This window comes from Micromonospora sp. NPDC051543, assembly GCF_044454415.1.
GTDB lineage: Bacteria > Actinomycetota > Actinomycetes > Mycobacteriales > Micromonosporaceae > Micromonospora.
Map to the genome: position 1 here is coordinate 1 of NZ_JBITDT010000016.1, position 22028 is coordinate 22028.

Genomic DNA, 22028 nt, shown 5'->3' on the forward strand with positions numbered 1-22028 from the left:
GGCCACCCCCCGGGGTGATAATTGTTGTTGGGGGGGGATGTTTGTTAAAAATGCCCCCTGTGGGGGGCCACCACACCGCATTTATCGACTGCGCGGGAGGGGCGGGCGTGGACGCGGTGGGGGTGGGGGTGGGGGTGGGGGGTGGGGTTTGCCTTTGGGGTGGGGGGAAAGCAGCGCGCGTGCCCAGGGGAGGGTTCCGGCGGTCGTCGCCGGTTGGGGGGAAATCATGCAGGGTCTTCGCACGATCAACCGCGCGCTCTCGTCCGCTCTGACACTGGTCGGACTCATCGGGGCGTTCGTCCTGCTGTCGGTCACGCCGGCCCACGCGGGTGAGAACACCTTCGTCGAAGTGACACCGAACAGCGTCCCGGCGGGCAGCCGGGTCACGATCCGCGCGAGCTGCGACAACAACAACGATCGGCAGGCGAACGTACGCTCCGACGCGTTCGGGCACGTCATGCTCAGGCCGGACAACGGCTTCCTCAAGGGGGAGGTCACCGTTCCGGGCAACAAGGAGCCCGGTGACTACCAGGTCGACCTGCGCTGCCAGAACAACCAGACCGCGCAGACGATGCTGACCGTGCTCAACATGGCCTCGCCCAGCAAGGGGCCGGCGACCGGGGGCGGCGGCACCGCCGGCGGCCGGGGAACCGGCTCGGTCCTGGTCCTCGGCGGCGTGGCACTGGTGGCCGCCGCGGTCGCGCTCGGCATGATGGGCGGTCGGCGTCGGCCCGGAGCCGGCTCCTGACCCGGAGCTGCCATGACCCGCAGATCCGCGCGTACGCGGCCGGATGGCCCTGCCCGCTCCACGCGGCCGGACCGTACGGCCCGCGTCCGGGCCGCGAGGACGCTGCGCGCCACCGGTCGGCTGGTGGCCCGCGCCTCGGGCCGGCTGCGGCGGGTCGCCGGGCAGGCGGTCTCCGCCAGTGTCGTCACCACCGACCCGGACGCGCGCCCACTACCGCCGCGCCGTCCCGGCGGACCGCCGTTGGCCCGCCGGCGGCTGGGCGGTGACGGTCCGGGGGTGCCGGTCCTGGTCATCGCCACGCTGATGGTGCTGATCGTGGCGATGCTCGGCGTCGAACGGGTGACCGGGGTGAGTCTGCTGCCGGATCGGATCAGCGCGGGTCTGCGGCCGCCGCCGAAGAAGTTCCCGGTGCTGCCGGCCAGCCCACCGACCACCCTCGCCATCGACACGATCGACCTGCGGGCGCCGCTGCACGACGTGGGCATCGCACCGGACGGCACCATCGCCGTGCCCGACGTGGCCCGCGCCCAGGAGGCCGGCTGGTACGACCAGGGCCCCACCCCGGGGCAGTACGGGCCGGCGGTGATCGTCGGGCACGTGGACACGACCACCGGGCCGGCCGTGTTCCACCGGCTCCGGGAACTGCGCTCCGGCGACCGGGTCGACATCACCCGCGCCGACGGCCGGGTGGCGGTCTTCGAGGTGGACTCGGTGGAGCGGTTCAGCAAGGATCGGCTACCGGTGGACGAGGTGTACGGCGACTTCAGCCGTCCCAGCCTGCGACTGATCACCTGCGGCGGCCGGTGGGTGGGTGGTGAGACCGGCTACTCGGACAACCTGGTGGTCTTCGCCTCGCTGGTCGAGGCCCGTGGCGGGTGACCTCCCGCGCCGTGGTCGAGGTACGCGGCGAGCCGGGCGGCCCCGGTGAGCATGGCCCGGCCGCGCTCGGTGAGCCGTCCGCGCCACTGGGCCAGCGACGCGGCCAGTGGTTCGGCGCCGCCGGCGTCCCGTACGCGACGCAGCACGTCCGCGATGTGGCTCAGCCGGTACCCGCCCCGGCGCAGCAGGTGGGCGAGTTCGGCGTCCCGGACGTCGTCGGGCGAGTAGACGCGGTGGCGGGTGACCCGGTCGCGCTCCGGTCGCAGGATTCCGGCCGACTCCCACTTGCGCAGCGTCGCCGGTCGTACGCCGAGCCGGTGCGCGAGCGCGCTGATCGGTACGGCCCGCCGGGTCTGCGGCGCGGGCTTCGTGGCGGTGAGCGTGCTGACCGCCACCTCGACCGCGTCGAGGGTCTCCCGGTCGCGTCGTAGCAGGCCGTGGCCGTCATCGATCGCCCGCAACGCGGTGTCCAGCTCGCCCCGGTTGACGGCGCGCATGATGTCGCCGCCGGCCGCGTGACCGTGGCCCGCGACGAGGGCGAGGTAGGCGTCGAGTGCGCGGGCGTGCGTCTCGGTGAACCGGCGGTACCCGCTGACGGTGCGCTCGGCCGGCGGCAGCACACCGTCGCGTTCGTAGTTGCGGACGGCCTGCGCCGACAGCCCGTGCCGCCGGGCGAGGTCGATCGGCCGGCGTACCCCGTGATTTGAGGGTTTTGTGGCGATCACCGTGCTCCCTCACTCTGAAGTCTCAACCGCTGGTTCAACGATACGGTCGATGCAATGACCACTCTTCTCGACCTGCTCGGCGGCTCACCGACCCTGCTCGCGATCGGCGAGCCGACGCATGGTGAGTCCGCCTTCCTCCAGATCCGTAACGACGCCTTCCTGACGCTGGCCGAGCACGGCTACCGCTCCATCGCGGTGGAGAGCGACCGGGCCGCCGGGCTGCTCGCCGACGAGTTCGTGGACGGCGGAGGCGTGCCGCTGGACCGCGCGCTCGCCGAGGGGTTCAGTCACGGCTTCGGCGCCGCCCCGGCCAACCGTGACCTGCTGCTGCGCATGCGGGAGTGGAACGCCGGACGACCCGCCGGGCAGCGCCTGCGGTTCCACGGTTTCGACGCGCCGCTGGAGATCGAGGGCGCCCCGAGCCCGCGCCGGCACCTGACGTTCGTGTGCGACTTCCTCGGGCTGGACCGGTCGGCGGAGATCGACGACCTGGTCGGGGACGAGGCCCGGTGGAGCGACACGGCCGCCGTGTGGGAGGCGGGCCGGTCCGTCGGACGCTCGACGGACGCCCAGCGGCTGCGGGTTCTCGCCGACGACCTGCTGACCGAGCTGTTTCTCCAGGCGCACCGCCGGTCCGCGGGCTGGCGGGCGGCCCACGTGCACGCCACGTCCGCGGTCGCGTTGCTGCGGTACCACGCCGCCGCGGCGACCGACCTCGCGCAGGAGGAACGGTTCGCGCGCCTGGCCGGGGTCCGGGACGCGCTGATGGCCGAGAACCTGCTCGCGATCCGGGCGGTCGAGGCCGACCGGGGACCGACGCTGGTCTTCGCGCACAACACGCACCTGCAACGCCATCCGGCCACCATGACGATCGGTGGTGCGACGGTGTCGTGGGCCGGCGCCGGCGCGATCGTCGGGGCGCTGCTGGGCGAGCGGTACGCGGTGGTGGTCGGCGCCCTCGGCGCGAGTCCCGCGCTCGGCATCGACGCGCCCGCCGCATCGACCTACGAGGGTCGGCTCCAGCAGCGGGGCGACCTCCCCGGGTACGTCCCGACGACCGACATCGCGCCGGCCGAGCGCAGGACGCACGACTACCGCTACTTCCCGCTGGACCAGGCGACCATCGACAACGCCGACGCGGTGCTGCACATCCCGACCGGCGTCGACGCGGCCGTGCTCGCCGAGCGGATCCGCGCGTTGCCCGGCGTCGAACAGGTGGTGGCGAGCGCGGAGAACGGGTCACCGGAGGCCGCGTGGGGTGACCGCTTCTTCCACGTCGGGCCGGACCGCCGCCAACCGTTCGCCACCATCGTCGAGCACGACGTGCCCGACTTCGACGAGGCCGGGAAGCTCGACCGCCCCGGCGTCTTCCGGCTCAACCTGGAGCTGGGCCGGGCCGAGTTCGAAAGGGCGTTCGGCTTCGCGCCGGCTGCCTTCGAGGAGCACCGGGACGACTTCGACTACGCCCGGCTGGACACCCTCACGCCGCACCCGGGCTACGCGCTGTACGGCTTCGCCAGCATCGTGATGCCGGGTCCGCAGATGCTGCCCGAGGTCGACCGGCTCCTCGCGATCGCGTACCGGCGGGCGGTCGACCGGCACGAGCGCGCGTCGCGCCGGGCCGCCGCCCAGAGGGACTGAGCCCGACGCCGGCCGTCCTGGGCCGCCGGGCGCGCCGGGTGCAGCCGGGCCCGCACGGGTACGGGTCAGGCGGCCGCTTCGGGCTCGCGCAGGTCGAGCCAGTCGGCCCAGCGCGGGTCCGGAGCGCGGTGCCCGAGGACCCGCCACGCGGTGCCCTTCGGCGCGGCCGGCAGGGCGTGCAGCCGCCAACCCAGCTCGGCCGGGGTCTTGTCGCCCTTGGTGTGGTTGCACCGCGCGCACGCGGCGACCACGTTCTCCCAGGCGTGCCGGCCGCCCCGGCTACGTGGGAAGACGTGGTCGATGGTCTCGGCCGGGCCCCGGCAGTAGGCGCACCGCCAACCGTCCCGGGCGAAGATCGCACGGCGGGACAGCCCGACGTGGGTGCGGTAGGGCACCCGGACGAAGCGGGTCAGTCGCACGACCGACGGAACCGGAAGCGCGTCCCGGGCGCTGTGCAGGATGCCGTCGCCGTCGGCGACGCAGACGGCCTTGGCCGAGAGGACGAGGATCGCGGCGCGACGCACCGACACGACACACAGCGGCTCGTAGGTGGCGTTGAGAACCAGCGCGCCGGAGCCCACCGTGGGTCGTATGTCAGGCATCGCGATCACCCTCCCGGTTCAGCGGCTGCTGCGAACCCGCCGCCGACCGGAGTTGGGCACGGGGGCCCACACCGTCGACGCCCGTTCGATCACCGACGTCCGTTGCGCCAATAGTCCCTGATCGGACCCCGGATTGCACGTACTAATCCGGGGTCGGATGTGAAGCTCTTTTCCGCACCTGTCACGATGGCCGGTTCGCCCCGGTCCGATCCGGCGCTCCGGCGCATCTCACCCGGCTGGTGGGTCGGCGGCGGCCGGCCGGAGGTGTTGCGGTACGAAGACAGGGTGAGTGCCGCCGACGTGACGCCCCTTGCCCTGCCCGACGCCGTATCGGTGAACTGTCAGGGCAGCACATCCTGCGAGTGGATCTACGGGATCACCCGCTCGGCGTGGTTCGCCGAGGGCAGTTACTGGATCCTGCTCAAGCCACTGCGGGTGCTGCTGATCCTGGCGCTGGCGATGGTGGCGCGCTGGGCGCTGCACCGGACGATCAACCGGCTGGTCCGGACGACCACCGACGGCGCGGTGCCGACGATGCTGCGGCCGCTGCGCGAGCGGGTGCCCACGGCGGCGGTCGACCCGACCGAGTTCGTGCCGGAGCGGCGGCGGCAGCGGGCCGAGGCGATCGGCTCGGTGCTGCGCAGCCTGACCACGGCGTTCGTCTTCGGCATCGCGCTGTTGATGATCCTGCGCGAGTTCAGCTTCGACCTGGCGCCGCTGCTGGCCAGCGCCGGCATCGCCGGCGTCGCCCTGGGCTTCGGCGCGCAGAGCCTGGTCAAGGACCTGATCGCGGGTCTCTTCATGCTCATCGAGGACCAGTACGGCGTGGGCGACAACGTCGACCTCGGCGAGGCGACGGGCGTCGTGGAGTCGGTCGGGCTGCGCGTCACCACGGTCCGGGACGGACGTGGCGTGCTCTGGTACATCCGCAACGGCGAGATCATCCGGGTGGGCAACAAGAGCCAGGGCTGGGCGCTGGTGGTGGTGGACCTGCCGATCGGCTTCAGCGGTACGGAGGAGGCCAGCGCGGTGCTGCGTACGGCCGCCGCGTCGGTGGCGGTGGACCCGGACCTGTCGCCGGAGATCGTGGAGGCACCGGAGGTGCTGGGCGTCGAGCAGATGACGGTGGACGGCGCCGTGATCCGCACGGTGGTCAAGACGACTGCCGACGGCCAGTTCGCGGTGGCCCGGGAACTGCGGCGCAGGCTGGCGGAGGCCTTGGAGAACTCGGGCATCACCGCGCAGATCGCCGCCGCCCGCATCTATCCCGGTGTGCCGAGCCGGCCCCTGCCGGAGGGTGAGACCGGTCAGGGTGGCGCCACCTGACCCGGTGGCACTGGCCGGCAATCCAGGGGTCGCGGTCCACCCGGCCCCTGGAGTATCGTCCGTTCGTTCAGTCGGGGATGCGACGAACGATCCGTTCGCCCTAGCTAGTCCTCGGACGATCGGGCAGAATCCCGAAGCACGCGTTCCCGCTGGAGCGCGGTCACGTCCTCGCTGATCCGACAGATCTGACGAGTGTTCCCGGCCCGGCGGCCACAAGCAGCCGTGCCCCGGGGGCCCGATGGAGGCGACGGTGCCCGACGAGCGACCTTCCGCGGAAGGTCCGGCCACTTTTCGCGAAGTGTTTGCCCAACGTGAGTTCCGGGCTGTCTTCACCGCCGGGTCGCTGTCCTGGATCGGTGACTACGTCGCCAAGGCCGCCGTGACCCTCCTCGTCTACCAGCAGACCAGGTCCGTCGCGCTCTCCGCCGCCGCGTTCGCGGTGAGCTACCTGCCGTGGCTGCTCGGTGGTCCGCTGCTCGCCGCGCTGGCCGAGCGGCACCCGTACCGGCGGGTGATGGTGGCGTGTGACGTCATCCGGATGGTGCTGATGCTGCTCATCGCCCTCCCTGGTCTGCCGGTCCCGGTGGTGCTGGTGCTCCTCTTCGCCACCACGCTGGCCAACCCGCCCAGCCAGGCGGCGAAGTCGGCGCTGATGGCGCAGATCCTCACCGGAGACCGGCTGGTGGTCGGACTCTCGTTGAACGGCAGCGTCGCGCAGGCCGCTCAGGTCGTCGGCTACCTGTTCGGCGCCGCCCTCGCCTCGATCGACCCGACCGTCGCGCTGCTGTTCAACGCCGCGACCTTCGGCCTCTCGGCGCTGCTGCTGCGCTTCGGCGTCCAGAAGCACGCCGCGATGGCCACCGCTCACCGCGGCCACCTGCTGCGGGAGACCGCCGAGGGCTTCGGGATCGTCTTCCGTACGCCGGTGTTGCGGGCCATCGCGGTGCTGGTGTTCAGCGCGATGCTCTTCTCGATCGTCCCGGAGGGGCTGGCCGCCGCCTGGGCCAACGAGGACGCCAGGAGCGGCATGGCCGCCGGTACCGCGCAGGCCGTCATCATGGTCGCCAGTCCGGTGGGCTTCATCCTCGGCGGGCTGCTGGTGAGCCGGTTGTTCGGCCCGGCCCGCCGGTTGGCCCTGATGCGCCCGCTCGCGGTGCTCGCCCCGCTGGCACTGGTGCCCGCGCTGTTCGATCCGCCACCGCTGGTGGTGGCGCTGCTGGCCGCCCTGTGCGGCTTCGCGGTCGCCGGCATGCTCCCGATGGCCAACGGGCTGTTCGTCCAGGCCCTGCCGGACGGGTTCCGGGCTCGCGCGTTCGGCGTGATGGCCACCGGCGTGCAGGTCATCCAGGGGGCCGCCGTGCTGGTCACCGGGTTGCTCGCCGAACGGTTCCCCCTCCCGGTGGTGGTCGGCCTCTGGAGCGCCGCCGGGGTGCTGCTGATGGCTGTCGCCACCCTGCGCTGGCCGAGCCGGCAGACGGTGGAGGAGGCGGTGGCGGCAGCTACGGCCGCCAACGTCGCGCAGGCCCGCGCGGTGGGCGACGTCGCCGTCAACGGGACGACCGCGCTCACCGACCCCCGGGCAACCGGAGGCCACCGTCGGCACGCGGTCACGTGATCCACAGGGGTGAGCCGACGCACGGCCTCCGGGTCGGGTCCACGGCTGGCGCACCTGGCAGGATGGAATGGTGAACCCCGCAGGTGAATCCGACCGTCCCGACGCGTCGATGACGCTCTTCGAAGCGGTCGGCGGCGAGCCCACCTTCCGCAGGCTGGTGGACGAGTTCTACATCGGCGTCGCCAGCGACCCGCTGCTGCGACCCATGTACCCGGAGGAGGATCTGGGCCCGGCGGCCGACCGGTTGACCCTGTTCCTGATGCAGTACTGGGGTGGACCGAACACGTACTCCGCGCAGCGCGGTCACCCGCGACTGCGGATGCGGCACGCCCCGTTCCGCATCGGTGTGGCCGAGCGGGACGCCTGGCTGCGGCACATGCGCCAGGCGGTGGACCGGCTCGACCTGGAACCGCAGCTCGCCGTCGCCCTCTGGGACTACCTGGAGCGGGCCGCGTACTTCATGGTCAACGCCATGGAGGACCCGGCCGAGCGCGCCTGACGGCGCGCACCGGGCGTGCGGGCCGTCTCAGAGCAGGGCGCCCTCGTCGTGCAGCCAGTCCACGAAGCTGGTGGCCACGGCCGCGCCGCAGTCGAGCATCTCGACCAGCAGCGCGTCGTGCGTACCGGCGCCGAGAGGGACCTGCAGCTCGGCGTAGATCGGTAGCTGCCCGCGCTCGGTCGGATCGCCGATGTACGCCTTGCAGAAGCGGCGGGTGTGGTTCCACTCGTTGACCACCCGGTATGCCCGGTCGGCCCAGTCCGGCGGGACCGTGGCGTGCGGGCGGGCCCGCATCACCAGGATCTCGTCCTCCGGACCCTCAAGGGTCACCAGCACGGCGTGGCGCTCCCACATGGCCAGCAGGTTGCCGTCACCGTCGGCCAGGTAACGCACGTCGAGCAGGTCGAGTGCGTCACAGACCCGGCGCAGGCTCACCGGCTCGATGGTGGCCGCCATCTCGGCCAGTACGGGTCGGTCGCTGCCCGGGCAGTCGTCCCCCGGCTGGCGAGGACTCGGCGGCCCGACCCGGACCGCGCTCTCCACTGTGATCCCGCTTCGGGTTTCCGGATCACCGCCGTCGGCGGGACCGGGGCGCCATGACCACCACGGCATCGCTCGTCGCACCTCACTCCCCAGCGGATCCAGACGCCTACGGTGCGTTGGATCCGAGGATGGACGGTACCCGGACAGCCGGGTTGAAGCACCCCCCCAACGACCCCACCGGCCCAGAAGAATGAATGGGGGTCATCCTTTCGGACGAGTAGAGAGGGGTGTCACGGCGAGATCGGTGGCCTTCTGCAACCAGGCCGCTCCGTACGGTCCCACCAGGCCCACCCAACGTCCGGCGACCCTTACCCGCACTCCGGCGCTCGCCAACGGAGCACCCGGCTCGTCGACCGCGCCGAGGAAGCCCATCCGGACCAGTCCCTGCACCAGTCGCTGCGGCACCTCGACCGGCGGGCCCGGCGGATCGTCCGGCGTGACCACCACGGCCACGTGGTCGAGCAGCGCGTCGCGCAGGGCCCGTTGACCCACCGCCCGGCCCGCCACTCCCTCGGCACTCGCCGTACGCAGGGTGCCCGCCGCCGCGTCCGCGATCCGGCGCATCTCGACGCCGGGCAGCACCTCGACCGGCTCGCTGCGCGCCGGCGGCAGGGGCCACCGCCACTGCGCGTCCCGGCGCTCGGGCAACGCGGTACCGCCGCGTCCCAGCTCGGCCAGCAGGTCGGCCGCGCCCACGGTGACGTCCCCGGCGGCGTCGCCGGCCACCGTGCAGGCGACCAGCACCTGCCACGGCAGCCGGGCCCACAGGACGACCCGCCCGGGAGCGCCGGCCGGCCGCAGCCGCACCGGCGCCGCCGGGTCCAGCCGGACCAGCCGGGCCAGGAAGGCACCCGCGTCGGCCACGCCGGCCAGGCCGTGGCCGGACGGCGACGCCACCACCCGTTCCGGTCCCGTCATGATCCGCCGCCCTGCGGGGCGTACGTCAGCAGGAAGTCCCGCTCCTCGACGGTGATCCGCCGGGGCACCTGACGCGTCAGGTCGAACGGCACCAGCACCGAGCGGGCGCGACTGGCGAGCACCTCACCGTCGTACAGCTCGTAGGCGACGGTGAACCGCGACGCCTTGATCTCCTCCACCCACAGCTCGATGCGGACCGTGGGCGCGGCCTCCGCGGTGGCCCGTCCGAGCGCGTAGTCGACCGGGCGCAGGTAGTCGACCTCGTGTCGGCGGATCACCACCCCGTCGGCGAACGAGCCCACTCCCCAGGCCCGGCCGCCGGCGAACATCAACGCCACCCGCGCCTCCTCGTACAGCGTGAGGAAGCGCGAGTTGTTGACGTGTCCGTACGCGTCCAGGTCGGACCAGCGCAGCGTGCAGTGGTAGACGAACCGGTCAGTCACGGGTCAGCTTGCGGTAGGTCACCCGGTGCGGTCGGGCGGCCTCCGCGCCGAGGCGGTCGATCTTGTTCTTCTCGTACGCCTCGAAGTTGCCCTCGAACCAGAACCACCTGGACGGGTCCTGGTCGTCGCCCTCCCAGGCCAGGATGTGCGTGGCGACCCGGTCCAGGAACATCCGGTCGTGGGAGATCACCACGGCGCAGCCGGGGAACTCCAGCAGCGCGTTCTCCAGGCTGGACAGGGTCTCGACGTCCAGGTCGTTCGTCGGCTCGTCGAGCAGGATGACGTTGCCGCCGATCTTCAGGGTCAGCGCCAGGTTGAGCCGGTTGCGCTCGCCGCCGGAGAGCACCTTCGTCGGCTTCTGCTGGTCCGGCCCCTTGAAGCCGAACGCGGCGATGTACGCCCGCGACGGCATCTCGACCTTGCCCACCATCAGGTAGTCCAGACCGTCGGAGACGACCTCCCAGACGGTCTTGTCGCCGTTGAGGCCCTCGCGGTTCTGGTCGACGTACGACAGCGAGACCGTCTCGCCGACCCGGACCGAACCGGCGGTGGGCTCCTCCAGCCCGACGATGGTCTTGAACAGCGTGGTCTTGCCGACGCCGTTGGGGCCGATGATGCCGACGATGCCGTTGCGCGGCAGCGAGAACGACAGGTTGTCGATCAGCAGCCGGTCGCCGAAGCCCTTGCTGAGCTTGTTCGCCTCGATGACCGTGCTGCCCAGGCGGGGGCCCGGCGGGATCTGGATCTCCTCGAAGTCCAGCTTGCGGGTCTTCTCCGCCTCGGTGGCCATCTCGTCGTACCGGTCGAGGCGCGCCTTCGACTTGGTCTGCCGGGCCTTGGCGTTGGAGCGGACCCACTCCAGCTCCTCGGTGAGGCGCTTCTTCATCTTGGCGTCGCGGCGGCCCTCGACGGCCAGCCGGGCGGCCTTCTTCTCCAGGTAGGTGGAGTAGTTGCCCTCGTACGGGTAGGCCCGGCCACGGTCCAGCTCGAGGATCCAGTTGGCCACGTTGTCGAGGAAGTACCGGTCGTGAGTGATCGCCATGACGGTGCCGGCGTACTTGGCCAGGTGCTGCTCCAGCCAGGAGACGCTCTCCGCGTCCAGGTGGTTGGTGGGCTCGTCGAGCAGCAGCAGGTCGGGGGCCTCCAGCAGCAGCTTGCAGAGCGCGACCCGGCGACGCTCACCACCGGAGAGCTGGGTCACGTCGGCGTCCGGCGGGGGGCAGCGCAGGGCGTCCATGGCCAGTTCGAGCTTGGAGTCGACGTCCCAGGCGTCGAGGTGGTCGAGCTCCTCCTGGAGCTTGCCCATCTCCTCCATCAGCTCGTCGGAGTAGTCGGTCGCCATCTGCTCGGCGATCTTGTTGAACCGCTCCAGCTTGGCCTTGGTCTCGGCGACCGCCTCCTCGACGTTGCCGAGCACGGTCTTGGCCTCGTTGAGCGGGGGCTCCTGGGCGAGCATGCCGACGGTGTAGCCGGGCATGAGCCGGGCCTCGCCGTTGCTCGGCTTGTCCAGCCCTGCCATGATCTTGAGAAGGCTGGACTTACCGGCGCCGTTCGGGCCGAGCACACCGATCTTGGCCCCCGGCAGGAAGCTCAACGTGACGTTGTCGAGCACGACCTTGTCGCCGTGCGCCTTGCGCGCCTTTTCCAGGACGTAGATGTACTGGGCCACGGTGCGGGCTACCTCCGTCGGTTTGCTGTCGCCTGAGTGGGCGGCGCGGCGCGGGCTGGGACCTCCGCCCGCCGCCGCCGGCCGGGAGCCGGCCACGCGCACGCCATCGTCAATCCTGACAGGTACGACGCGCTTCGCCCACATCACCCCGCCCCAGGAGTACGCCGGCGAGCCGCGCCGCCCCTGACCGTCGGGCTGTCGACAAGATCACCTTCAGGATTCACCGCACACGGGGCGGGTAGGAGACTCCGGCACGGGGGCCCAGACACCGCAGCTACGCTCAGTACGCTCATCGCGGTGGACCCGTCAGTACCCGGAGGTGGCCGATCGTGACCGTCCGTAGCTCCTTTGTCGTAGTGGCGAACCGTCTGCCGGTCGACGAGGTGAGCACACCCGAGGGACGGCAGTGGCGACGCAGCCCCGGTGGGCTCGTCACCGCGCTGCATCCCGTACTCGCCGAGCACCAGGGCACCTGGGTGGGCTGGGCCGGCGGCACCGGCGCCGCCCCCGAGCCGTTCGACCTGGAGGGCATCCGGCTGCACCCGGTCCCGCTGAGCGCCGAGGAGTTGGAGCGCTACTACGAGGGCCAGTCCAACGCGACGATCTGGCCGCTGTACCACGACGCGGTGGAGACTCCGGCGTACAAGCGTCGCTGGCGTGAGGCGTACCGGCTGGTCAACGCCCGGTTCGCGGAGGCCGCAGCCGACGTCGCGGCCGAGGGCGCGACGGTCTGGGTGCAGGACTACCAGCTCCAGCTGGTGCCGGCCATGCTCCGCGAGCTGCGCCCGGATCTGCGGATCGGCTTCTTCCTGCACATCCCGTTCCCGCCGATCGAGCTGTTCATGCAGATGCCGTTCCGCACCGAGCTGCTGCGCGGTCTACTCGGCGCGGACCTGGTGGGCTTCCAGCAGCGGTTGGCCGCGCAGAACTTCGTCCGGCTGGCCCGGCACCTGCTCGGGCTCCGGTACGAGGGTCAGATGATCCAGGTCGACGGCCGGCAGGTGAAGGCGGGCGCCTTCCCCATCTCCATCGACACGCAGGAGATGGAGCGGATGGCGGCCGACCCGGCGATCCAGGCGCGGGCCAAGCAGATCCGCGCCGAGCTGGGCGACCCGAAGACGATAATCCTGGGCGTGGACCGGCTCGACTACACCAAGGGCATCGAGTTGCGCCTGAAGGCGTTCCGCGAGTTGCTTGCTGACGGAAAGTTGACAGTTCCGGACGCCGTTATGGTGCAGGTGGCCACGCCGAGCCGCGAGCGCGTCGAGCACTACCAGGCACTTCGGGTCAAGGTGGAGCGCGAGGTTGGTCGGATTAATGGCGAATTCGGCCGAGTCGGCGTGCCTGCCGTGCATTACCTCCATCAGTCGTACAGTCGCAGTGAACTGGCCGCGATGTACGTTGCTGCGGACGTGATGATGGTGACTCCGCTGCGAGACGGCATGAATCTCGTGGCCAAGGAGTACGTCGCATCCCGTGCCGACCAGGGCGGTGCGCTCGTGCTCAGCGAGTTCGCTGGCGCCGCAACGGAGCTGCGCCAGGCATTCCTTTGTAACCCGCACGACCCGGACGCGGTGAAGGACGCCCTGCTCCGGGCAGTGCACGTGGAGAAAACCGAGGCACGCCGCCGGATGCGGACAATGCAACGTCACCTGCGTACCCACGACGTGGGGCACTGGGCCAAGTCTTTCCTCTCCGAACTGGGAGTTTCCGAGGCGGAGGCCGCGTGAACACGGCCGTCACCGACGGAACGGCGATCGCCACCGGGGTGATGGACCCCGAGCTGCGATCCGCCATCGGCCGGATCGCCCGGGTCCCGCAGCTCCTGATCGCCTGCGACTACGACGGCACACTCGCGCCGATCGTGGAGGATCCCAGCACCGCCGTACCGCTGCCCGAGTCGGTGGCCGCGATCCGCGCGCTCGCGGCGCTGCCACAGACGAGCGTGGCCGTGGTCTCCGGCCGCGCCCTGCGCGACCTGGCCGCGCTCTCCCGGCTGCCCAGCGAGGTACACCTCGTCGGCAGCCACGGCTCCGAATTCGACATCGGTTTCGTCGAGCGCCTCTCACCCGAGCTGGTCGCGGTCCGCACCCAGGTGCGCAACGCGCTGCGCGAGATCGCCGCCGAGCACCCGGGCATCCGGCTCGAACGCAAGCCGGCCAGCGTCGCGGTGCACACCCGGGGCGTCGACCCGCAGGTCGCCGCCGCCGCCATCGAGGCCGTCCGCAACGGCCCGGCCGCCTTCGACGGCGTCACCGTGACGCAGGGCAAGGAGGTCATCGAGCTGTCCGTGGTGGCCACCCACAAGGGCACGGCCGTCGACCAGCTACGGACCCAGCTCTCGGCGAGCGCGGTGCTCTTCATCGGCGACGACGTCACCGACGAGAACGCCTTCGGCAACCTGCACGGGCCGGACCTCGGTATCAAGATCGGTCCCGGCGACACCAAGGCGAGCTTCCGGGTGGCCGAGCCCATCGAGGCCGCCCGGGCGCTCGGGCTGCTGCTGGAGACCCGCCGACACTGGCTGTTCGGCGAGCGGGCGGTGCCCATCGAGCGGCACTCGATGCTGGCCAACGGTCGTACCGTCGCCCTGCTCACCCCCGAGGCGAAGGTGAGCTGGCTCTGCCACCCCAAGCCGGACTCGGCGGCGATCTTCGCCGACCTGGTCGGCGGCAGCCCGGCCGGTCACTTCAGCATCGCCCCGGAGCGCGGCGGCATCCCGCTGGGCCAGCGCTACCGCTCCGGCACGATGACCGTCGAGACCCGGTGGTCCGGGCTCACCGTCACCGACTGGCTGGACAAGCCGGCCCGTGAGACGACGCCGGACGGTCCCGCCGTGGTCACCGGCGACTCGACCCTGGTCCGGGTCCTCAGCGGCAACGGCCGGGTCCGGGTGGAGTTCGCGCCGCGCCCCGAGTTCGGCCAGGTGGCCGTGCAGTTGCAGCCCGTCGGCGACGGCCTGCTGGTGCTCGGCTCGAACGAACCGGTCGCCCTCTACTCCCCCGGGGTGGAGTGGCAGGTCAACAACGACGGTGGGTACGAGACCGCCAAGGCGGTCGTCGACCTCTCCGCCGCTGGTGGGCAGGTCGTGCTGGAGCTGCGCTTCGGCACGCACAGCCTGGAGCACCACCGGGTGCCGATCCACGAGCGGCAGGCCGCCGCCGAGCAGCCGTGGAAGGACTGGGTGGCCTCGCTGCGGCTGCCGTCCACCTCCCGTGACCTGGTCGCGCGCAGCGCCCTCACCCTGCGCGGGCTCTGCCACGAGACGACCGGCTCGATCCTCGCCGCGGCCACCACCTCCCTGCCGGAGGAGCTGGGCGGCGTCCGCAACTGGGACTACCGCTACTGCTGGCTGCGCGACGCCGCGCTGACCGCCCGCTCGCTCGTCGACCTCGGCTCCATCGACGAGGCCGAGGCGTTCCTGCGTTGGGTGGACGGCTGCATCGAGCGCACCGGCGGCCACCCGGAGCGGCTGCACCCGCTCTACACCATCGACGGGTACGAGCTGGGCGCCGAGGCGGTCATCGACACGCTGCCCGGGTACGCCGGCTCCCGACCGGTCCGGGTCGGCAACCTCGCCAACCACCAACTCCAGCTCGACGTGTTCGGCCCCATCGCCGACCTGATCGCGGCCGTCGCCGACGCCCGCGGCTCGGTCCGCGACGACGAGTGGCGGGTCCTGGAGAACATGGTCGAGGCGGTCCGCCGCCGCTGGCACGAGCCCGACCACGGCATCTGGGAGGCGCGGCTGCCACCCCGGCACCACGTCTTCTCCAAGGTGATGTGCTGGATGACCGTCGACCGGGCGCTGCACGTGATGCGTCAGCACGGCGGCGAGGACCGGCCCGAGTGGACGGACCTACGCGACCGGATCGGCGCCAACGTGCTGGAGCACGGCTGGCACGACGACGTCGAGGCGTACAGCGTCGCGTACGGGGACGAGGACATGGACGCCTCGTCGCTCTGGATCGGCCTCTCCGGCCTGCTCCCGGGTGACGACCCGCGTTTCCTGTCCACGGTCCTGAAGATCGAGGCGGACCTGCGCAGCGGCCCGGTCGTCTACCGGTACCACTGGGACGACGGCCTGCCCGGCCGCGAGGGCGGTTTCCACATCTGCACGGCATGGCTGATCGAGGCGTACCTGCGCACCGGCCGCCGCACCGACGCGGAGGAGCTGTTCGCGCAGATGGTGCTGACCGCCGGTCCGACCGGCCTACTCCCCGAGCAGTACGACCCGCTCGCCGAGCGCGGCCTGGGCAACCACCCGCAGGCGTACAGCCACCTCGGCCTGATCCGCTGCGCCCTGCTGCTGGACAACATGCTCAAGCAGTAGACGCGAGTCAGTTCGATGACGGGCCGGAGCAGCGCTGCTCCGGCCCGTCATTCGTTCGCCAGGCGCCTCAACTCGCCCGCCCGGACGGGTACTGGTCACCCGAGCGCCGCCGTCACCACCCTCGCGCCCCGCCATCGCCCCCCCCCGCTCGTCCTCTGCGCGTCCTTTGCTCTGCTTCCCCCCAGGCAACACAAACGGCCGCCCGGTGTTGCGTCGGTTGAAGCAGAGCAAAGGACGCGCACGGACCAGTCGGTCTCCCTCGCCCGCAGCACCCGGGAGCTCACTGCGCGCCCGAAGACATCCGGGGGCACGCTGCGCGCCCCCGCACGACTCGGAGCCACTGCGGGCCCGGTGTAGCCCGCGCCACCCGTCAGACGTCGAGCGCACCCACCACGTCGCCAACCACCACGACGGCTGGTGGACGGAGGTCGGCTGCCGACGCGTCGGCGGCGACCGCGTCGAGTGTCGACCGCAGCACCCGCTGGGCGCCCGTGGTGGCCTCCTGGACGACGGCGGCCGGCGTGCCCGGCGGTCGGCCGTGCGCGATCAACGTCTCGGTGATGGCGGCGAGGTTCTTGAGCCCCATCAGGATCACCAGGGTGCCGCGCAGACCGGCGAGGGCGTCCCAGCGGACCAGCGACGCCGGCGAGTCGGGCGCGACGTGCCCGGAGACCACGGTGAACTCGTGCGCCACCCCGCGGTGGGTGACCGGGATGCCGGCCGCGGCCGGCGCGGCGATCGAGCTGGTCACCCCCGGCACGACGGTCACCGGCACACCGGCCGCCGCGCAGGCCAGCAGCTCCTCACCGCCCCGACCGAAGACGTACGGGTCGCCACCCTTGAGCCGCACCACGGCAGCGCCGGCCAGCGCCCGGTCGACCAGGATCTGGTTGATCTCCTCCTGGGCCCGGGACGGGCCGTAGGGGATCTTCGAGGCGTCCACCAGCTCGACGTCGGGGCGCAGCTCGTCCAGGAGCAGGCCGGGCACCAGCCGGTCGGCGACCACCACGTCCGCCTCGGCGAGCAGCCGCCAACCCTTCACGGTGATCAGTTCCGGGTCACCCGGCCCGGATCCGACGAGAGCCACCCGTCCGCCGGTCGCACCGTCCGTCCCGGTTGCGCCGTCGGCCCGGTTCTGCGGCGGGGCGCTCTCGCCCGCTGCCAGGCGCACGGCGAGCAGGTCGCGGATGGCGTCGCGGACGGTCATCGCCCGTCGAGGGTCACCACCGCCGAGCACCGCCACGGTGACCGGGCCCTGCCGGGTCACCGCCGGAGTCCAGGCGGTGGCGGCCGTCCGGTCGTCGGCGCGTACGCAGAAGATCCGCCGCTCGTCCGCGACGGCGCTGACCGCGGCCGCCGCGATCGGATCGTCGATCGCCACCTGGACCAGCCAGGCCCCGTCCAGGTCCTCGGGCACGAACCGGCGCGGCACCCAGCGCAGCCGGGCCGCGTCGACCCGGGCCTGCAACGCCGGGGTCAGCTCCGGTGCCACCAGCAGGACGTCCGCGCCGGCGTCCAGCAGCGCCGGCACGCGCCGGGTGGCGACCGCCCCGCCACCCACCACGACCACCCGCCGTCCGTCGAGCCGCAGACCAAGGGGGTACGGGTTTGCGCTCATCCGGCACCACCGGACCGCTCGTTGGACGGGGTCACTTCTCGGCCACGCCGGCCGAGTCGAACGTGGCGACCTCGTGCAGCACCCGGACCGCGCCGGTGACCACCGGCAGCGCCAGCAGTGCACCGGTGCCTTCGCCGAGGCGCAGCCCCAGATCGATGAGCGGGTCGAGGCCGAGGTGTCGCAACGCCACCGTCGCGCCGGGCTCCGCCGAGCGGTGTCCGGCGACCATGGCGGCGACCGCGTCCGGCGCGAACGCGGCGGCGGCGAGCGCGGCGGACACCGCGATCACCCCGTCCAGCAGGACCGGCGTACGACGGGCGGCGGCACCGAGGATCAGCCCGGCCAGGGCGGCGTGCTCCAGGCCACCGACGGCGGCGAGGACACCCAGCGGGTCGGCCGGGTCGGGCGTGTGCCGGGCCAGCGCGGCCCGCACCACGGCCACCTTGTGGGCGTACGTCGCATCGTCCACACCGGTGCCCCGACCCGTGGAGTCGAGCGGGTCGACGCCGGTGAACGCGGCGATCAGCGCGGCGGCCGGGGTGGTGTTGCCGATGCCCATGTCCCCGGTGAGCAGGATGCCGGCGCCGGCGTCGATCAGCTCGTCGGCGACGCGTACGCCGGTCAGGACCGCCGCCAGCGCCTCGTCCCGGGTGAGCGCGGCGGTCACCGACAGGTCACGGGTACCGCGGCGCACGGACGCGTCGATCAGCCGCGGCGCGCCCAGCTCCGACGCGGGCGTGGCCGAGCCGGTGGACGCGGGCAGCGGGTGGGCCACCCCGACGTCGACGACGGTGACCGACGCGCCGGCCTGCCGGGCGAACGCGTTGACGACCGCGCCACCGGCCAGGAAGTTGCCGATCATCTGCGCGGTGACCTCCTGCGGCCACGGGGTGACTCCCTGGGCGTGCACCCCGTGGTCACCGGCGAAGATCGCCACGGCGGCGGGCTCGGGCACCGGCGGCGGGCAGGTCCCGGCCAGCCCGGCGAGGCGTACCGACAGGTTCTCCAGCAGGCCCAGCGAGCCCGCCGGCTTGGTCAGCCGACCGTGCAGCTCGCGGGCGGCGGCCATCGCCGCCTCGTCCGGGGGCCGGATCGCCGACGTCGTGGTCTCCAGCATCATGCCTCCATGATCTCGCGCAGCACCGCGATGAACGCGTCGGTGGTGTCTCGGTCGCGTACCGCCACCCGCAGCCAGTCCGGGCCGAGCCCGGGGAAGGTGTCGCCCCGGCGCACTGCCCAGCCCTGGTCGCGCAGGGTGGCTCGTACCCGGGTCGCGTCGGGCAGGCGCAGCAGGACGAACGCGCTCGCGGGGCGGCCGGCGACGCGTACGCCCGGCAGGTCGGACAGGCGGGCGACCAGGTGGTCGCGGTCGGCGGCGAGTTCGGCGGCGATCGCGCGTTCGGCCTGGACCGCGACGGGCGTGGCACAGGCCTCGGCGGCGGCCAGCGCGGGCGTGGAGACGGCCCAGAGCGGCTGGACGGCGGCCAGGCGGGACAGCAGGGCCGCGTCGCCGAGCAGGTAGCCGATCCGCAGGCCGGCCAGGCCCCAGGTCTTGGTGAGGCTGCGCACGACGAGCAGCCCGGGCAGATCGCGCCGCTCGGCGAGCGACTCCGGTTCGCCGGTGTCCGCGCCGCCCGTGGTGTCGGCGAACGCCTCGTCGACGACCAGCACCCGGCCGGGACGGGCGAGCGCGGCGATGGTCCGCGCGGGGTGCAGCACCGATGTGGGGTTCGTCGGGTTGCCGATCATGACCAGGTCCGCGTCGGCGGGCACCAGGGATTCGTCGAGGCGGAAGCCGTCGGCGGGGTCCAGCAGGACCCGCTCGACCGTGTGCCCGGCGGCCCGCAGCGCCGCCTCCGGCTCGGTGAACTGCGGGTGCACCACCACGGGCCGGCGCACGCCGCGCAGCGCCTGGGCGATGAGCACGAAACCCTCGGCGGCCCCGGCGGTGAGCAGTACCTCGTCCGGGTGACGCCGGTGCCGGGCGGCGACGGCGGCGCGGGCCGGGGCCGGGTCCGGATAGCGGGCCAGGTCGGTGAGGGTGGCGGCGATCGGCTCGGCCAGCCAGGCCGGCAGCGGCGCCCGGCGGACGTTGACGGCGAGGTCGACCAACCCGGCGCTGGCCTCGGCGTCGCCGTGGTGCGCCAGGTCGGGCTCGGCGTCGACGAACGGCGACACCCCCCACGGCTGATCACGCATGTCCGCGATCCTGCCGGGAAGGTGGCCGGCGGGACAGTCGATGTCGACGTAAGCCATGTCACCACCTCGCGGGTTTATGAGTTCTTCTCATGTACGAATCGGAAATGTCATAACTTTGCGACGTGAGCAACCGACCCCTTGCTGCCGCCGGTCGTTTCGTTCCTCTTCTGCGCGCCGGACTCATCGCCGGCATCGTGATCGCTGCCGCCGCCTACCCGCTGGTCGCCCTCACCGGGCTCGGCGCGAAGGCCACCGCCCACGCCACGGAGCAGAAGACCCGGCTGCTGACCAAAGCCCTGCCCGCCGAGACCTCCTACCTGTACGCCCCGGACGGCAAGACCGTGCTGACCATGTTCTACGAGGAGTACCGGCAGTACACGAAGCTGTCGGACATGTCGCCGAACATCCAGCAGGCGATCGTCGCCGCCGAGGACTCCCGCTTCTACCAGCACCACGGCGTCGACCCGAAGGGCGTGGCCCGCGCCTTCGTGGCCAACGCCCACTCCAGCGGGGTGTCCCAGGGCGCGTCGACGCTGACCATGCAGTACGTCCGGATGGCCCTGCGGGACAGCGCCACCACCCCGAAGGAGGTCCAGGAGGCCACCCAGCAGACCAGCCTGCGCAAGGTCAAGGAGATGCGCATGGCGCTGGACCTGGAGAAGGAGATGAGCAAGGAAGACATCATGGAGCGCTACCTGAACTCGGCGTACTTCGGTCACCGGGCGTACGGCATCTACGCGGCCAGCGAGATCTTCTTCTCCAAGACCCCGAAGGACCTCACCCCGGTCGAGGCGGCCACCCTCGCCGGGCTCGTCAAGTCCCCCTCCGAGTACGACCCCGCCGACTCCGACCAGAAGGAGGCCACCGGGCGGCGCAACTACGTCCTGGACCGGATGAGCCAGCTCGGTTACATGTCCCCCGACTCGGCCGCCGCCGCGAAGTCCGAGCCGATCCGGCTGAAGCTCACCACCCCACCGAGCGACTGCGCCTCGATCATCGAGAAGTACCAGAGCTGGGGCTTCGCCTGCGACTACGTGAAGAACTGGTGGAGCGCGCAACCGGCGTTCGGCAGCAACCCGCTCGAACGGATGGACAAGCTGCGCCGGGGCGGCTACCGGATCGTGCTCAGCCTCGACCAGAAGGTCCAGGAGGCGGCCGAGAAGAACGTCGGCGCGAAGGAGGGCACCGGCAGCCCCTTCGCCAACGGCATCGTGGTCTCCGAGCCGGGCACCGGGCGGGTCAAGGCGATGGCGGTCAACCGGAACTACTCCCTGGATCTGGCCGACAATCCACCCAGCTCCAATCCCGAGGCCGGGCCGAAGGTCAAGGCCAACTACCCGAACACGGTGGCGCCGCTGCTCGGCGGTGGGGACCTGCCCGGCTACCAGGCCGGATCGACGTTCAAGATGTTCCCGATGCTGGCCGCGCTGGACTCGGGGATGACGTTGTCCACCTCGTTCAACGCCCCGTACCGCTACAAGTCGTCCGTCTACGACGGCTGGGCGCCGTCGAACGCCAGCGGCGCGATGACCGGCCAGCAGACCATGTGGTCGGGCTTCGGCAAGTCCGTCAACACGTACTTCGTGTGGCTGGAGGAGAAGGTGGGCGCGGAGAAGGCGGTCCGGCTCGCCGAACAGCTCGGCCTGCGCTGGCGCACCGACGTCGACCGGGAGCAGGCGTCACCGGGCAAGGCCAACAAGTGGGGCGCGTTCACCCTCGGCGTCTCCGACGCCACCCCGCTGGAGATGGCGAACGCCTACGCGGCCATCGCGGCCGACGGCCGCTACTGCGAGGCGATACCCGTGCAGGCGATCATGAACCGGGACGGCACGCCGGCCACGTACACCACGCCGGGCGGCATCCAGCGGGAGGTGGCGAAGCCCCGCTGCCGCCAGGTGGTCAGCGCCGACGCCGCCCGCGCGGCCACCGACGCCGCCCGCTGCCCGACCGGGGACACCCCGGCACGTGGGGGCTGCGGCGGCTGGTCGACGGCCGACAGCGTCCGGGGTACGGTCGGCCGCCCGGTCGCCGGCAAGACGGGTACCACCGACAGCACCCGGTCCGCCTGGTTCGTCGGGTTCACACCGGAACTGGCCGCGGCGAGCTTCATCTCCGACCCGGACAATCCGTTCAACGCGGTCGGTGACGGGCAGTCCCAGATCCCCATCGCGGCGGTGGCACAAACCCTGCGCGACGGCCTCAAGGGCACACCGACCCGCCAGTTCACGCCGCCCTCGGACGCCATCGTCGGGTGACGACGTGGGCCTGCC

The 22028-nt window shown here is 72.1% G+C and carries 18 protein-coding genes; 9 read left to right on the forward strand and 9 right to left on the reverse strand.

The window, feature by feature from the left end:
- The first annotated feature begins 274 nt into the window (after window positions 1–274).
- Both ACIA3K_RS25425 and ACIA3K_RS25430 read left to right on the forward strand, forming a co-directional pair.
- Window positions 275–748, forward strand: coding sequence for a hypothetical protein (locus tag ACIA3K_RS25425; RefSeq protein WP_355052325.1), 474 nt, complete (start codon window positions 275–277; stop codon window positions 746–748).
- Window positions 749–850: 102 nt separating this feature from the next.
- Window positions 851–1627 carry a class F sortase gene (locus ACIA3K_RS25430; RefSeq protein ID WP_396804299.1) on the forward strand — a complete coding sequence of 259 codons (777 nt, stop codon included), beginning with the start codon at window positions 851–853 and terminating at the stop codon, window positions 1625–1627.
- On the opposite strand, the gene ACIA3K_RS25435 is transcribed toward ACIA3K_RS25430, so the two are convergent.
- Window positions 1573–2352: a TioE family transcriptional regulator gene (locus ACIA3K_RS25435; RefSeq protein WP_396804201.1), complete on the reverse strand. Its 780-nt coding sequence runs from the start codon at window positions 2350–2352 to the stop codon at window positions 1573–1575. The two genes, ACIA3K_RS25430 and ACIA3K_RS25435, sit on opposite strands and share 55 nt — an antisense overlap.
- A 54-nt stretch (window positions 2353–2406) precedes the next feature.
- Between ACIA3K_RS25435 and ACIA3K_RS25440 the strand changes: the two genes are divergently transcribed.
- Window positions 2407–3993, forward strand: coding sequence for a DUF6194 family protein (locus ACIA3K_RS25440; RefSeq protein ID WP_396804202.1), 1587 nt, complete (start codon window positions 2407–2409; stop codon window positions 3991–3993).
- Between the two features lie 65 nt (window positions 3994–4058).
- Here ACIA3K_RS25440 and ACIA3K_RS25445 read toward each other — a convergent pair whose 3' ends face one another.
- Window positions 4059–4595, reverse strand: a complete 537-nt coding sequence (locus ACIA3K_RS25445; RefSeq protein ID WP_074313833.1) for an HNH endonuclease — start codon at window positions 4593–4595, stop codon at window positions 4059–4061.
- 267 nt (window positions 4596–4862) lie between these two features.
- Here ACIA3K_RS25445 and ACIA3K_RS25450 point away from each other — a divergent pair, with 267 nt between their 5' ends.
- The 3 genes from ACIA3K_RS25450 to ACIA3K_RS25460 all read left to right on the forward strand — a co-directional run bounded on the left by ACIA3K_RS25450 (window position 4863) and on the right by ACIA3K_RS25460 (window position 8035).
- Window positions 4863–5921, forward strand: coding sequence for a mechanosensitive ion channel family protein (locus ACIA3K_RS25450; RefSeq protein WP_396804300.1), 1059 nt, complete (start codon window positions 4863–4865; stop codon window positions 5919–5921).
- 238 nt (window positions 5922–6159) lie between these two features.
- Window positions 6160–7536 (forward strand): MFS transporter, encoded by a 1377-nt coding sequence (locus ACIA3K_RS25455; RefSeq protein ID WP_396804203.1) that lies wholly within the window; start codon window positions 6160–6162, stop codon window positions 7534–7536.
- Between the two features lie 67 nt (window positions 7537–7603).
- Window positions 7604–8035, forward strand: a complete 432-nt coding sequence (locus ACIA3K_RS25460) for a globin (protein ID WP_396804204.1) — start codon at window positions 7604–7606, stop codon at window positions 8033–8035.
- 27 nt (window positions 8036–8062) lie between these two features.
- Here the strand turns inward: ACIA3K_RS25460 and ACIA3K_RS25465 are convergent, their stop codons facing one another.
- The 4 genes from ACIA3K_RS25465 to ettA form a co-directional block, all read right to left on the reverse strand.
- Window positions 8063–8647: a YbjN domain-containing protein gene (locus ACIA3K_RS25465; protein ID WP_355052276.1), complete on the reverse strand. Its 585-nt coding sequence runs from the start codon at window positions 8645–8647 to the stop codon at window positions 8063–8065.
- A gap of 132 nt (window positions 8648–8779) precedes the next feature.
- Window positions 8780–9496: a hypothetical protein gene (locus ACIA3K_RS25470; RefSeq protein ID WP_396804205.1), complete on the reverse strand. Its 717-nt coding sequence runs from the start codon at window positions 9494–9496 to the stop codon at window positions 8780–8782.
- Window positions 9493–9939, reverse strand: a complete 447-nt coding sequence (locus ACIA3K_RS25475; RefSeq protein WP_396804206.1) for an acyl-CoA thioesterase — start codon at window positions 9937–9939, stop codon at window positions 9493–9495. Before ACIA3K_RS25475 ends, ACIA3K_RS25470 begins: the two co-directional genes overlap by 4 nt.
- Window positions 9932–11608 carry an energy-dependent translational throttle protein EttA gene (gene ettA / locus ACIA3K_RS25480; protein ID WP_396804207.1) on the reverse strand — a complete coding sequence of 559 codons (1677 nt, stop codon included), beginning with the start codon at window positions 11606–11608 and terminating at the stop codon, window positions 9932–9934. Before ettA ends, ACIA3K_RS25475 begins: the two co-directional genes overlap by 8 nt.
- A 329-nt stretch (window positions 11609–11937) precedes the next feature.
- On the opposite strand from ettA, the gene ACIA3K_RS25485 reads away from it, so the two are divergent.
- The gene (locus ACIA3K_RS25485) at window positions 11938–13338 is read left to right on the forward strand and encodes a trehalose-6-phosphate synthase (protein WP_355052272.1); all 1401 of its coding nucleotides are present in this window, start codon (window positions 11938–11940) and stop codon (window positions 13336–13338) included.
- 41 nt (window positions 13339–13379) lie between these two features.
- Window positions 13380–15941, forward strand: a complete 2562-nt coding sequence (gene otsB, locus ACIA3K_RS25490; RefSeq protein ID WP_396804301.1) for a trehalose-phosphatase — start codon at window positions 13380–13382, stop codon at window positions 15939–15941.
- Window positions 15942–16311: 370 nt separating this feature from the next.
- Here otsB and cobA read toward each other — a convergent pair whose 3' ends face one another.
- From cobA to cobC, 3 genes are read right to left on the reverse strand one after another with little or no spacing between them, the layout of a single operon-like run.
- Window positions 16312–17559: a uroporphyrinogen-III C-methyltransferase gene (cobA, locus tag ACIA3K_RS25495; RefSeq protein WP_396804208.1), complete on the reverse strand. Its 1248-nt coding sequence runs from the start codon at window positions 17557–17559 to the stop codon at window positions 16312–16314.
- A 31-nt stretch (window positions 17560–17590) separates the two neighbouring features.
- Entirely contained in the window at window positions 17591–18676 is a 1086-nt protein-coding gene (gene cobT / locus ACIA3K_RS25500; protein WP_396804302.1) for a nicotinate-nucleotide--dimethylbenzimidazole phosphoribosyltransferase, read from the reverse strand.
- Window positions 18676–19758: an Rv2231c family pyridoxal phosphate-dependent protein CobC gene (gene cobC / locus ACIA3K_RS25505; protein ID WP_396804303.1), complete on the reverse strand. Its 1083-nt coding sequence runs from the start codon at window positions 19756–19758 to the stop codon at window positions 18676–18678. Before cobC ends, cobT begins: the two co-directional genes overlap by 1 nt.
- A 122-nt stretch (window positions 19759–19880) precedes the next feature.
- Between cobC and ACIA3K_RS25510 the strand changes: the two genes are divergently transcribed.
- Window positions 19881–22013, forward strand: a complete 2133-nt coding sequence (locus tag ACIA3K_RS25510) for a transglycosylase domain-containing protein (protein ID WP_396804209.1) — start codon at window positions 19881–19883, stop codon at window positions 22011–22013.
- Window positions 22014–22028: the final 15 nt, after the last annotated feature.

What these genes read in the sequence shown, in the direction of transcription:
- ACIA3K_RS25460 (WP_396804204.1), top strand. Translation starts at nt 7,604, where the DNA reads ATGGTGAACCCCGCAGGTGAATCCGACCGTCCCGACGCGTCGATGACG.
- ACIA3K_RS25455 (WP_396804203.1), top strand. Translation starts at nt 6,160, where the DNA reads ATGGAGGCGACGGTGCCCGACGAGCGACCTTCCGCGGAAGGTCCGGCC.
- ACIA3K_RS25440 (WP_396804202.1), top strand. Translation starts at nt 2,407, where the DNA reads ATGACCACTCTTCTCGACCTGCTCGGCGGCTCACCGACCCTGCTCGCG.
- cobC (WP_396804303.1), bottom strand. Translation starts at nt 19,758, where the DNA reads ATGCGTGATCAGCCGTGGGGGGTGTCGCCGTTCGTCGACGCCGAGCCC.
- ACIA3K_RS25445 (WP_074313833.1), bottom strand. Translation starts at nt 4,595, where the DNA reads ATGCCTGACATACGACCCACGGTGGGCTCCGGCGCGCTGGTTCTCAAC.
- ACIA3K_RS25470 (WP_396804205.1), bottom strand. Translation starts at nt 9,496, where the DNA reads ATGACGGGACCGGAACGGGTGGTGGCGTCGCCGTCCGGCCACGGCCTG.
- cobA (WP_396804208.1), bottom strand. Translation starts at nt 17,559, where the DNA reads ATGAGCGCAAACCCGTACCCCCTTGGTCTGCGGCTCGACGGACGGCGG.
- otsB (WP_396804301.1), top strand. Translation starts at nt 13,380, where the DNA reads ATGGACCCCGAGCTGCGATCCGCCATCGGCCGGATCGCCCGGGTCCCG.
- cobT (WP_396804302.1), bottom strand. Translation starts at nt 18,676, where the DNA reads ATGCTGGAGACCACGACGTCGGCGATCCGGCCCCCGGACGAGGCGGCG.
- ACIA3K_RS25465 (WP_355052276.1), bottom strand. Translation starts at nt 8,647, where the DNA reads ATGCCGTGGTGGTCATGGCGCCCCGGTCCCGCCGACGGCGGTGATCCG.